This window comes from Amycolatopsis tolypomycina (assembly GCF_900105945.1).
Taxonomy (GTDB): domain Bacteria; phylum Actinomycetota; class Actinomycetes; order Mycobacteriales; family Pseudonocardiaceae; genus Amycolatopsis; species Amycolatopsis tolypomycina.
The window spans coordinates 3,587,327-3,599,658 of sequence record NZ_FNSO01000004.1 but is presented as its reverse complement, the minus strand read 5'-3'; the positions used below and the strand labels follow the sequence as shown (position 1 = coordinate 3,599,658).

9 protein-coding genes are annotated in these 12,332 nt (G+C 73.1%); 8 read left to right on the top strand and 1 reads right to left on the bottom strand.

Annotated elements, in window-relative coordinates; translation table 11 throughout:
* The 8 genes from BLW76_RS26495 (at nt 1) to BLW76_RS26460 (ending at nt 11,325) form a co-directional block, all read left to right on the top strand.
* Nucleotides 1-4,323 (top strand): type I polyketide synthase, encoded by a 4,323-nt coding sequence (locus BLW76_RS26495; RefSeq protein ID WP_091319909.1) that lies wholly within the window; start codon nt 1-3, stop codon nt 4,321-4,323.
* The gene (locus BLW76_RS26490; protein ID WP_091312066.1) at nt 4,320-4,622 is read left to right on the top strand and encodes an acyl carrier protein; all 303 of its coding nucleotides are present in this window, start codon (nt 4,320-4,322) and stop codon (nt 4,620-4,622) included. The genes BLW76_RS26495 and BLW76_RS26490 overlap by 4 nt, the downstream gene beginning before the upstream one ends.
* Entirely contained in the window at nt 4,619-5,425 is an 807-nt protein-coding gene (locus BLW76_RS26485; protein WP_091312064.1) for an alpha/beta fold hydrolase, read from the top strand. The genes BLW76_RS26490 and BLW76_RS26485 overlap by 4 nt, the downstream gene beginning before the upstream one ends.
* Nucleotides 5,425-6,594: a glycosyltransferase gene (locus tag BLW76_RS26480; RefSeq protein WP_091312062.1), complete on the top strand. Its 1,170-nt coding sequence runs from the start codon at nt 5,425-5,427 to the stop codon at nt 6,592-6,594. The genes BLW76_RS26485 and BLW76_RS26480 overlap by 1 nt, the downstream gene beginning before the upstream one ends.
* A gap of 274 nt (nt 6,595-6,868) precedes the next feature.
* Complete coding sequence (locus BLW76_RS26475; protein ID WP_208613302.1) at nt 6,869-7,924, top strand: IS110 family RNA-guided transposase; 1,056 nt, start codon at nt 6,869-6,871, stop codon at nt 7,922-7,924.
* Nucleotides 7,925-7,938: 14 nt separating this feature from the next.
* Nucleotides 7,939-8,391, top strand: coding sequence for a GNAT family N-acetyltransferase (locus BLW76_RS26470; RefSeq protein ID WP_091312060.1), 453 nt, complete (start codon nt 7,939-7,941; stop codon nt 8,389-8,391).
* A 26-nt stretch (nt 8,392-8,417) separates the two neighbouring features.
* Nucleotides 8,418-9,254, top strand: a complete 837-nt coding sequence (locus tag BLW76_RS26465; protein WP_091312058.1) for an SDR family NAD(P)-dependent oxidoreductase — start codon at nt 8,418-8,420, stop codon at nt 9,252-9,254.
* 58 nt (nt 9,255-9,312) lie between these two features.
* The gene (locus tag BLW76_RS26460) at nt 9,313-11,325 is read left to right on the top strand and encodes an MDR family MFS transporter (RefSeq protein WP_091312055.1); all 2,013 of its coding nucleotides are present in this window, start codon (nt 9,313-9,315) and stop codon (nt 11,323-11,325) included.
* A gap of 151 nt (nt 11,326-11,476) precedes the next feature.
* Here BLW76_RS26460 and BLW76_RS26455 read toward each other — a convergent pair whose 3' ends face one another.
* Complete coding sequence (locus tag BLW76_RS26455; protein ID WP_091312052.1) at nt 11,477-12,313, bottom strand: PHP domain-containing protein; 837 nt, start codon at nt 12,311-12,313, stop codon at nt 11,477-11,479.
* Nucleotides 12,314-12,332: the final 19 nt, after the last annotated feature.

The following is a 12,332-nucleotide window of genomic DNA, read 5'->3' as shown; positions in this document are numbered from 1 at the left end:
ATGCCGGACGCCGTTGCGATCGTCGGGATGTCGGTGCTGCTGCCCGGCGCCCCCGACCTGCCGAGCTACTGGCGCAACCTCACCGGCGGCGTCGACGCGATCACCGACGTGCCGCCCGGGAAGTGGGACCTCGCGCACTACGCGCCGGACGAACAGGGCCGCGCCGACCGGGTGTACTGCCGGCGCGGCGGGTTCGTCGACGAACTGGCCGAAGTGGACGTCACCGGCTTCGGGATCATGCCGAACTCCGTGCCCGCCACCGAACCCGACCAGCTGATCGCGCTGCGCGTCGCCGCACAGGCGGTCGCGGACGCCGGCGGCCCGGACCGGCTGCCCGCCGACCGCGCCAAGGTCGGTGTCGTGCTGGGCCGTGGCGGCTACCTGACGCCGGGGCTGGTCCGGCTCGACCAGCGTGTGCGCACCGCGAGCCAGCTCGTCCGCACCCTCGGCGAGCTGCTGCCGGACCTCGACGCCGACCGCCTCGACGCCGTCCGCCAGGCCTTCACCGACCAGCTCGGCCCCGAGGCACCCGAGTCCGCGATCGGGCTGGTGCCCAACCTGGCCGCGTCGCGGCTGGCCAACCGGCTCGACCTGCGCGGTCCGGCCTACACCGTGGACGCCGCGTGCGCGTCCTCGCTGATCGCCGTCGACCACGCCGTGCGGGAGCTGGCCACCGGCCGGTGCGACGTCGTCCTCGCCGGCGGCGTGCACCACTGCCACGACATCACCTTCTGGAGCGTGTTCACCCAGCTCGGCGCGCTGTCGCCGTCCGAGCGGATCCGGCCGTTCCACCGGGACGCCGACGGCGTCCTGATCGGCGAAGGCACCGGGATCGTCGTCCTCAAGCGCCTCGCCGACGCCGAGCGCGACGGCGACCGCGTCTACGCGGTGATCACGGGCACCGGCGTCGCCTCCGACGGCCGCACGGCGAGCCTGGCCAGCCCCGACTCCGGCGGCCAGGTCCGGGCCGTCCGCCAGGCGTGGGCCGCGGCGGGCCTCGACCCGGCGGCACCGGACTCGATCGGCCTGCTGGAGGCCCACGGCACCGCGACCCCGGCCGGCGACGCGGCGGAGCTCGCCACGCTGAAAGAGGTCTTCGGCGCCCAGGGGAGCGCGGTGCTCGGCTCGGTCAAGTCGATGATCGGCCACACGATGCCCGCCGCCGGGATCGCCGGGCTCGTCAAGGCGGCACTGGCCGTCCACCACGGCGTCCTGCTGCCCACCCTGCACTGCGACGACCCGCACCCGGCGCTCGCGGGCACCCGGTTCTCCACTTTGGACACGGCGGAACCGTGGGACGCGCCGGTGCGCCGCGCCGGTGTCAACGCGTTCGGCTTCGGCGGCATCAACGCCCACGTCGTGCTGGAACAGGCGCCGGGCCGCGCGAAACCGGTCGTGGTGCGCGAGCCCGAACGCGTGCTGCGGCTCGCCGCGCCGACCGTCGACGCGCTGCGCGAGGCGTTCGACCGGCCCGGCCACCACGACCCCGGCACCGGTCCGGTGCGGCTCGGCATCGTCGACCCCACGGAGAAGCGGCTGGCGCTGGCCCGCAAGGCCCTCGCGCGGGGCCGGGCCTGGCGCGGCCGCAACGACGTCTGGTTCGCCGACCGCCCCCTGCTCGGCCCGGGTGGCGGCAAGATCGCCTTCCTCTTCCCCGGCCTGGAGTCGGAACTGACGTTGAACTGCGGCGACGTCGCCCGGCACTTCGGCCTGCCCTGGAAGCACGCGGACGTCGAAGTCGGCGACGTCGGGCGGCAGGGCGCCGCGGTGTTCGAGCTGGGCAGGCTGCTGCACGCCGCGCTCGGGCGGCTCGGGGTCACCCCGGACGCCGTCGCCGGGCACAGCCTGGGCGAATGGACGGCGATGGCGGTGGCCGGCGTGCACGCCGAAGCCGAGGTCGACGCCTTCCTCGCCGGGTTCGACCCGGACGCGCTGGTCGTTCCCGGGCTCGCCTTCGCCGCGATCGGCGCGTCCGCGCCCCGGGTGCTCGACGAGCTGGCCGGGCGGGCGGACGTCGTGCTGTCCCACGACAACTCGCCGAACCAGGCCATGATCTGCGGCCCGGAACCGGCGGTCGGCGCGCTCGTGCGGCAGTTCCGGGACGCCGGGATCGTGGCGCAAGTGCTGCCGTTCCGGTCCGGCTTCCACACCCCGATGCTGCGGCCGTACCTGGACCCGATCCGCGAAGCCGCCGAGCGCTTCACCCTGCACCCGCCCGCCCTGCCGCTCTGGTCGGCGACCACGGTGTCGGAGTACCCGGCGGACGAGGCCGCCGTCCGCGACCTGTTCGTGCGGCACCTGCTGCAGCCGGTCCGGTTCCGCCCGCTCGTGCGGGCCCTGCACGACGCCGGGTTCCGCGCGTTCGTCCAGGTCGGCGCCGGGCAGCTCGGCTCGCTCGTCGGCGACACCCTGCACGGCGAAGAGCACCTCGTCGTGGCGGCGCACTCGGCCCAGCGGCCCGGGCTCGCGCAGCTGCGCCGGGTGGCCACCGCGTTGTGGGCCGACGGTTTCGACGTCGACTTCGCGCGGCTGCCCGGCGAACGGCAGGCGACGCCCCAGGCGGTCAAGCTCGACCTCGGCGGCCGGCTGATCTCCCTCGACGAGCAGGTCCGCGCCCGGATCGCGCTGCCCGCCGTCCGGAAGTCCACAGTGGACGACCTGGCCGCGAAGGGCCCGCTCGCCGCGGAGTTCGCCGCCCTGCTGGCCGACACAGCAGACCTGGCTTCCACCCTCCTCACCGGGGCACTTTCACGTGAAAGTGCCCCGCCGCCCAGGGGGCACTTTCACGTGAAAGTGCCCCCGCCGGGGGAGCTGGAGGCCACGCTGGAGGTGTCGCTCGAAGCGATGCCGTACCTGCTGGACCACTGTTTCTTCAAGCAGCCGCCCCAGGCCGACCCGGGCGACCGCTGGCCGGTCGTCCCGGCCACCACCGTGATCGACCACCTCATGCGGTTCGCCGAGCAGGCCGCGCCCGGACGGCACGCGGTCGCCGTGCACGACGTCCGGCTCAGCCAGTGGATCACCGCGGTCCCGGCGGTCACCGTGCCGGTGCGCGTCCGGCCACAGGGGGCCGACCGGGTGCACGCGGCGATCACCGGCTACTCGCAGGCCGTCGTGGAACTCGCCCCGCAGTACCCGGCAGCCGCGCCGGCGCCGTGGCGGTTCCCGGCGTCGGCCGAACAGGTGCCCGAGACCACGGCGGCGCAGCTGTACGACGAACGCTGGATGTTCCACGGCCCGCGGTTCCAGGGCGTCACCGAGCTGACCGCTGTCGGTGAACGCCACGTGCGGGCCGTGCTGACCACACCGGCCGCGCCCGGCGCACTGCTCGACAACGTCGGCCAGGTGCTCGGCTACTGGATCATGTCCCGGTTGCCCGAGCGGACCACCGTCTTCCCGGTCGCCATGCGCGAAATCCGGTTCCACGGCCCGCACCCGGCGCCCGGCGAGCGCCTGGAGTGCCTGGTCCGGATCACCGGGCTGACCGACGAGTTCCTCGACGCCGACATGCAGCTCGTCCACGACGGAGCAGTGTGGGCCGAGTTCACCGGCTGGCGCGACCGGCGGTTCGACAGCACCGCGCACATCCGCCAGGCCGACCGCACGCCCGAGCGCTCGACGCTATCCTACGAGCAGCCGGGCGGCTGGGCGCTCGTGCGCGAGCAGTGGCCGGACCTGGCCACCCGCGAGCTGATCATGCGCAACTACCTCGCCGGCCCCGAGCGCGCCGCCTACGACCGGCGTCCGCCGCGCGGGCGGCGCCAGTGGCTGCTCGGCCGGATCGCCGCCAAGGACGCGGTCCGCCAGTTCCTCTGGGCCCGCGGCGAACCCGAGATGTTCCCCGCCGAGCTGCGCATCGGCAACGACGCGGCCGGCCGCCCGTTCGCGACCGGCGCCTACGGCCGGGACCTGCCGCCGCTGACGATTTCGGTGGCGCACCGCGCCGAAGCCGGCGTGGCCATCGCCCGGCACGGGCCGTGCGGCATCGACGTCGAAGAGGTCGTGCCGCGCTCGGAGTCCACTGTGGAGTCCGCGCTCGGAGCGGGTGAGCTGGCGTTGTTCGCGAGCCTGCCCGGCGACCCGGAGCAGTGGTTCGCCCGGTTCTGGACCGCGAAGGAGGCCGTCGCGAAACTGCGCGGCACCGGCCTGCGCGGCGAACCCCGTGACTTCGAGGTCGTCGCCGCCACCCCGGCCGAGCTGACCGTCCGCGTCGCGGGCCACGAGTACCGGGTGCGCTGCGCCGACGTCGAAAACCCGCCGGGTGCCCCACCGCGCCGCTACGTCGTCGCCTGGACCGAAGAGACGAAGGAGACTGCCGGATGAGCATCGAGACCACGGCCGCGAACGAGGTGACCGTGCTCGCCCAGCTGAGCGGGATGCTGCGTGAGCTGCTCGAGGAGTACGGCCTCGACACCGAAATCACCATGGACACGACGTTCCACGACGACCTCGAACTGGAGAGCGTCGACCTGGTCGCGCTGTCCGGGCAGCTGCGCGAGCACTACGGCGACCGCGTCAACTTCGCGCACTTCATCGCCGAACGCGACCTGGACGAGATCATCGCGCTGACCGTCGGCGAGCTCGTCCGCTACATCGTCGCCTCCCTGCGGGCGACGGCGTGAGCCGGATCCGCGCCGGCGAGCTGGACGTGCACGTCCAGCGGCTCACCCCGGACGTGCCCCTCGACGGCGACGCCCCGATCGTGGTGTGCGTCCACGGTCTGCTCACCGACAGCCTCGCCAGCTACTACTTCACGCTCGGCCCGGCCTTCGCCGCGCGCGGTCTCGACGTGCTGATGTACGACCTGCGCGGGCACGGGCGCACGACCCGGCCGTCGTCGGGGTATCAGCTGGAACGGTTCGTCGACGACCTCGTCGCGGTCCTCGACGCGAGCGAGGTCACGCGGCCGGTGCACGTCGTGGGCAACTCCTTCGGCGCCTCGGTGGCGCTGGGCCTGGCCGCCGCCCGGCCCGACCGGGTGGCCAGCGTGGTCGTGATCGAGGGCGAACCGCCCACCGAGGAGTGGACCCGGCACATGGCCGACGGGCTCGCCGACGCCAAGACCCGGCTGGCGATCGACGAGGTCATCGGCTGGATCGCCGACAACCACGGCGCGCACACCGCGCGGCTGTCCAGGGCCGCCAACAAGATCCTGCAGACCACCACGATCGCCGAGGACATCCCGCGCAGCGCGACGATCGCGGCGGACCTCTCGGCCGTGCGCTGCCCGGTGTTCGCCATCTTCGGCGGCGACTCCGGGCTGGCGGCGCAGGTGCCGCACTTCGAGACGCACCTGGAGAGCTGCCGCTGCGTCGTGCTGCCCGACCAGGGGCACTCGGTGCTGGTCGAGCGGACCGCCGAGGTCATCGAGCTGATCTCGGACTGGGTCCGCGACACCGCGCGCACCCGGGCCCGGGTGCGGTAGTGGCCCGGTTCCTCTTCGTCGTCCCGCCCCTGGTCGGGCACGTCAACCCGGCCGTCGGCGTGGCGGCCGAACTCACCGCGCGCGGCCACGAGGTCGCCTGGGCGGGCCACGACGAGCTGCTCTGGCAGCTGGCCGGCCCGGAAGCACTCGTGTTCGCCTGCGCCGTGCCCCCCGACCTGCCGGTGCGCCCGGCCGAGCTCAAGGGCCCGGCGGCACTGCGGTTCCTCTGGCAGGACTTCCTCGTCCCGCTCGCCGACGCGATGGCGCCCGGCGTGGCCGCGGCGCTGGCGGCGTTCGAGCCCCACGTCGTGGTCGCCGACCAGCAGGCAGTGGCCGGCGGGCTGCTCGCCGAAGCCGCCGGCCTGCCGTGGGTCACGTCGGCGACGACGTCGGCCGAGCTCGTCGACCCGCTGGCCGGCATGCCGAAGGTCGGGGAGTGGGTCGGCTCGCTGCTCGACGGCCTGCGCGCGCGGATCGCGGGCGGCCGGGGTGCCGCCGACCCGCGGTTCTCCCCGCACGGCGTGCTCGCCTTCACGACCCGCGAACTGCTCGGCCCGGCCGCCCTGCCGCCGTCGGTCCGGCTCGTCGGGCCCGCGCTCGGCGCGCGCCCGGCCACGACGGACTTCCCGTGGGAGTGGCTGGACCCGTTGCGGCCGACCGTCCTGGTCTCGCTCGGCACGGCCAACACGGCGGCGGGCGCCGGGTTCCTGGCGGCGACGGCGGAGGCGTTCGCGGGCCTGCCCGCGCGCGCGGTGATCGCCGACCCGGGCGGCGTGCTCGGCGACGTCCCGCCGAACGTGCTGGTGCGGCCGCAGGTCCCGCAGCTGCCGCTGCTGCCCCGGGTCGACGCGGTGCTGTGCCATGCGGGCCACAACACGGTCTGCGAAACGCTCTGGCACGGCCTCCCGCTGGTCGTCGCCCCGATCCGCGACGACCAGCCGATCGTGGCGGCCCAGGTGGTCGCCGCGGGCGCGGGCGTCCGGCTGCGGTTCGGCCGCGCGGACGCACCCCGCATCGCGACGGCGGTCGAGGAGGTCCTGACGGAGCCGTCGTACCGGCGGGCGGCCGAGCGGGTGGCGGCGTCGTTCCACGCGGCGGGCGGGAGCACGGCGGCCGCGGGGCACCTGGAACAGCTGGCGTTGGAGAGCCTGGCGCACCTGGCGCTCTGAAAGTGGTTGTTTACAGCCAAAAACGAAGTCGTTAGCGTCGCTGTCAGTGTCAGGGTGGTGTTGCCGCTGTTGCGGTGGTTGGGATCCTGGCCGCTGGTGACCTGGCTCGTAGCGTCGCTGCCACCTGCTTGCGGGTTGGCGATCATGCGTTGTGCCGGTCACCGGTGAGCCAGGGCCGACCGGCGTGACTTGATAGGAGCGTGGCAGCGCCCCCACTGAGGTGTGTCCGCCGGCCGGCCCAGCCGTCCCTTCGAGCTGGAAGGAGACCATCCCCATGGTGGTGATGCTGGGTATCGATGTCCACAAGAACACCCACACCGCGGTCGCGGTCGAGCAGGTAGGGCGCAAACTCGACCAGAAGACGGTGCGCGCGACCGATGCCGGTCACCGGCAGCTGCTGCGCTGGGCACTGCGCAACTGGCCAGACACCGAGCTGACGTTCGCGGTGGAGGACTGCCGGCACGTGTCGACCCGGCTGGAACGAGCGCTGCTCGCCGCAGGCCAGACCGTGGTCCGGGTCCCGCCGAAGCTGATGGCCGGAGCTCGCTCCTCGGCGCGCACGCGCGGCAAGTCAGACCCGATCGACGCACTGGCCATCGCCCGGGCCGCGCTGCGCGAACCGAACCTGCCGGCCGCCACACACGACAGCGTCTCCCGCGAGGTCAAACTGCTCGTCGACCACCGCGAAGACCTGGTCAACACCCGCACCCAGATGCAGAACCGGCTGCGCTGGCACCTACACGAACTCGACCCCGAACTCGACCCCACCGCCCGCAGCCTGGACCGGCTCTGCGAACTCGACCGGCTCACCGCCTGGCTGGCCCAGCAGCCGGCATCGATGGTGGTGCGCATCGCCACCGAGCTGGTCACCGACATCCGGGCACTCACCGTCCGCGCCAACGCACTGGAGCGGGAACTCGCCCAGCGGATGGCTCACCTCGCACCCCGCCTGCTCGCCATACCCGGCTGCGGTGCCCTGACCGCAGCGAAAATCGTCGGCGAAACCGCCAACGTGACCCGGTTCCGCTCCGAAGCCTGCTTCGCCATGCACGCCGGCGTCGCCCCCATCCCCGCCTCCTCCGGCAAGACAAACCGACACCGCCTCGCCCGCGGCGGCAACCGACAACTCAACGCCGCGCTGCACCGCATCGCCGTCACCCAAACCCGCCTGGCCGGCCCCGGCCGCGACTACATCCACCGACGCCGAACCACCGGAGACACCACCATGGAAGCACTCCGCGCCCTCAAACGACGCCTCGCCCGCGTCGTCTACAACACCCTCCACCACGACACGACCCAACAACCAACCACGCTCCCCGCAGCGGCTTGACATAGGAGCAACGGATGACTGTTTCCGAATGTCGTGCCGAGGACGTTCCCGTGCTGGTCGCGTCGGCCGCGGCGTTGTTCGCCGAGGACGGCGGGCGTCACGACCCGTTCATGGACACCGGCTGGCCCGCCCGCGAAGGCCACTCCTACTACGCGGGTCTCGTCGAAGACCCGCAGTGCCTGTGCCTGCTGGCCGACGGCGGCGCGGGCCACCTGATCGGGCGGCTGCGCCGGCCGGACCCGCTGCGGCCGGACGCCGTGACGGCCGTGCTCGAGAGCATGCGCGTCGCTCCCGAGCGCCGTCGCGAAGGCATCGGCGGCGCGCTCGTGGACCGGTTTCTGGCCTGGGCCCGCGAGCGCGGCGCGAGCGAAATGAGTGTGCAGGCGTACGCGCAGAACGCCGGTGCACTCGCTTTCTACCGTGCGCACGGGTTCCGCCCGTTTCTGGTGGCCTTGACGCGCACCTGAGCCGTTCTCGCGTCACACTGGAGGACATGGGCTTCCTGGACGGGCGGGCGGTCGTGATCACCGGCGCGGGACGTGGGCTGGGGCGGGCTTTCGCGCGGCACGCGGCCGGAAACGGCGCGGCGGTCGTCGTCAACGACGTCGACGCCGAACCGGCCTGCGAGACCGTGACCGCGATCGTGGCCGACGGCGGGACCGCGGTCGCGAGCGTCGGGTCGGTGGCCGACGCCGGGTACGCCCGGTCGCTGATCTCCCTGTGCGCCAAGCGGTTCGGGGCGCTGGACGGGCTCGTCAACAACGCCGCCGTCGGCTACCACGCGCCGCCGTGGGAAGACGACGATCCCGAGCGGACCCGGGCGCTGGTCGAGACCAACGTGCTGGGGCCGCTCCACTGTGGCACCGCGGCCGCGAAAGTCATGTGCGCGCAGGGCCGCGGCGTCATCGTGAACGTCACCTCGGGGTCCATGATCGGCCAGCCCCGCGCCGCCGCGTACTCGGCGTCGAAGGGCGCGGTGGCGTCGATGACCTACTCGTGGGCCACGGACCTGGCGGACCACGGGGTGCGCGTCAACGCCGTCAGCCCGATCGCCTGGACCCGGCTGATGGCGGCCGATCCGAAGGGCAATCCCGACGCGCCACCACCGGAACGGGTGGCGCCGCTGGTGACCTACCTGCTCAGCGACCTTTCCGCCGGCGTCACCGGCCAAGTACTGCGGCTGGCCGACGGGCACCTGCACGCCGTCCGGCAGCCGGCCGTCATCCGGCCCGTCCTGCACCGGGAAACCTGGACCGTGGAGCAGATCGCCGCGGCCGTCGCGGGCGAGCTCGCCCTCGAATCGCCGCCGCGGGAGCGCTGGCGGCTCTGAGGCGGACCACCGGAACGGGTGGCTATCCACAGTGGACACCGGCTACTAGCTTGGAGAGATGACGGCCACCGCGGAGGTCACCCCCGGCGCGGCGGTGCCGCCCGCCCTGAGCCGCGGCCGGGTCAACGCCGTCTTCGGCGCCGTGCTGCTCGGCATGCTGCTGGCCGCGCTGGACCAGACCATCGTCGGGACCGCGCTGCCGACCATCGTCGGCGACCTCGGCGGCGCCGGGCACCTGTCCTGGGTGGTCACGTCGTACCTGCTCGCCGAGACGATCATGACCGTCGTCGTCGGCAAGCTCGGCGACCTGTTCGGCCGCAAGCTGATGTTCCAGCTGTCGGTCGTCGTGTTCGGCGTCGGCTCGTTCTGCGCCGGGTTCGCCGACAGCATGGTGTGGCTGATCGTCTGGCGCGCGGTGCAGGGCCTGGGCGGCGGTGGGCTGATGGTGACGTCGACCGCGCTCATCGCCGACGTCGTCCCGCTGCGCGAGCGCGGCCGGTACCAGGGCGTGCTCGGCTCGGTGTTCGGCGTGGTGACGGTGGCCGGCCCGATGCTCGGCGGCTTCTTCGTCGACCACCTCTCGTGGCGGTGGGCGTTCTACGTGAACATCCCGCTGGTCGTCGTGGTGCTGGTGGTGGCGTCCACGGCGATGCCGAACGCGCGTGCGGTGGTCAAGCCGGTGATCGACTACCTCGGCATCCTGCTCGTCGGCCTCGCCGCGACCGGCCTGACCCTGGTGACGAGCTGGGGCGGCACGCAGTACGCGTGGGGCTCGCCGGTGATCATCGGGATGGCGATCGGCTCGGTGGTGCTGCTGGCCGCGTTCGTCGTCGTCGAGCTGCGGGCGAAGGAGCCGATGCTGCCGATGCGGCTGTTCCGCAACCCGGTGTTCACCGTCGGCGGGATCATGAGCTTCGTCGTCGGGTTCGCGATGCTGGGCGCGCTGTCGTACCTGCCGACGTACATGCAGTACGTCCAGGGCACGTCCGCGACGACGTCCGGGGTCCGGCTGCTGCCGATGGTGCTGGCACTGCTCGTGGCGTCGATCGCCGCGGGCTACGCGGTGAGCCGCACCGGGCGCTACAAGGTCTTCCCGCTGGTGGGCGCGGCGGGCATGACGATCGGGCTGTACCTGCTTTCGCGGCTGGACACCGACACCGGGTTCTGGGAGGCGTCGGCGTACATGGCGGTGCTGGGCCTCGGCATCGGGCTCGGCATGCAGGTGCTGACGATCGCGGTGCAGAACACGGTGGACTACGCCGACCTCGGCGTCGCGACCTCGGGCGTGACGTTCCTCAGGTCGATCGGCAGCTCGTTCGGCGCGGCGATCTTCGGCACGGTGTACGCCAACCAGCTGACGCCGAAGCTGGCGGCGCTCCCGGTGCCGCCGGGCGTCGACCCGCGGGCGTTGCACGCGCTGCCTCCGTCGGTGTCGGCGCCGGTGATCCGCGCGTACAGCGACTCACTGCACGTGGTGTTCCTGGCGGCGGCACCGGTCGGCTTGGTGGCGTTCGCACTGGCGTTCTTCCTGAAGGAGGCCCCGCTACGCGACACGGCCCGCGCGGCGGCCCCGGACCTGGGCGACGGCTTCGCGATGCCGGAGGCGCGCACGGACGACAGCGAGCTCGAACGCGCGGTGGCAACGCTGTTCTTCCGCGAACGCCGCAAGGTGGCACCGGCGATCGTCTCCCGCGCGGGCACCGAGCTGGACGAGGGCGGGATCTGGTGCCTGCTGCAGGTCCACCTGCGGCAACGCCGCGGTTCGCCGGCGACGCTGGGGGAGATCGGAGCGTTCTTCGGCGTGCCCGCACCGGTGCTGGAGCCGGCGTTCAACCGCCTGGAGCTGACGGGCCACCTGCGGTACACGCGCGACGGCTGGGAGCTGACGGCCGCGGGGCAGGCGGAGTTCGGGAAGGTGGTCCAGGCCTGGCACGACTGGCTGGCCGACCGCCTGGGCGATTGGGGCCCGGGCAGCCGAGCCGAACTGGACGCGGCGATCGGGCGGGTCGCGGCCCGGCTGATGGACCAGAGCGCGGAGTCCCGCGCCTACGGCCGCCACGCCCTCACCTGACGCCACGCCCTCGCCTGACGGGCGGCGCAGGCCCCGACTCCATGCGCCCCAATGTGGCGTTGGTTGCGTTGAACGCACCCAATGTGGCGTTCGGTGCGTTGGACGCACCGAACGCCACATTGGGGCGCATGAGGCTGGGGGCCGGGGTGCGTCAGCGGCGCCAGAAGTCGTGTGGGGTATGGCCGGGGCGGAAGCCGCTGGCCTCTGCCAGTGCTGCCGCCGCCGTGAAGCCGTGGCCGACCAGGCCTGGCTCGTGGGCGTCGCTGCCGAACGTCACCGCCGGGCCGCCTGCCTCGAACCACCACCGCACCACCTCGGCCGGCAGTGGCACCTTCGTGTTCACCTCCAGCGCCCGCCCGCTCGCCTTCAACGCGCGCAGCACCGTGCGGAACTCCTCCTCGAAGTCCGTCGCCACGAACGGGGGGCCCTCGGCCGGCCACGAACGCAGTGCGTAGTCGATGTGGGCGAGGACCGCGAAGTCCGCCGTCGACTCCACCAGCTCCAGTACCTCGCCGAGGTAGGCCCGCAGCAGCTCACCCGGCGGCCGGCCCGACACCACGGTCAGCTCGTGGTGGTGCCCGCCCTCCCGCAGGGAGTGCACCGAACCCAGCACGCGGTCGAAGTCGTGGGCCGCCAGCAGTGCGTCCGCACGAGGGCCGTGCCAATGCGGCTCGCTCAGCTCCACACCGGACAGGATCCGCAACGACGGAAACCGCTCCCGGCACTCTTCGACGCACGCCAGGTACCCGGAAACGTCGAGGTCCGGCGGCTCCAGGACGCCGTCCGGGCGCAGCCGCACCCGGAAGTGGTCCGGCAGGAGCGGCCGGATCGGCTCCGGGATCAGCCATGACGTCAGGTCTGCGTGCTCGGTGAACGCCACCGACGGCAGGCCCAGCTCGAGCGCCCGTTCGCACGAGCCGAGCATCGAGCCGGTGACCGTGTCCCATGACCATTCGGTGTGCACGTGACCGTCTGTCGGAAGGCTCACCCGGCCACCGTAGCGAGTA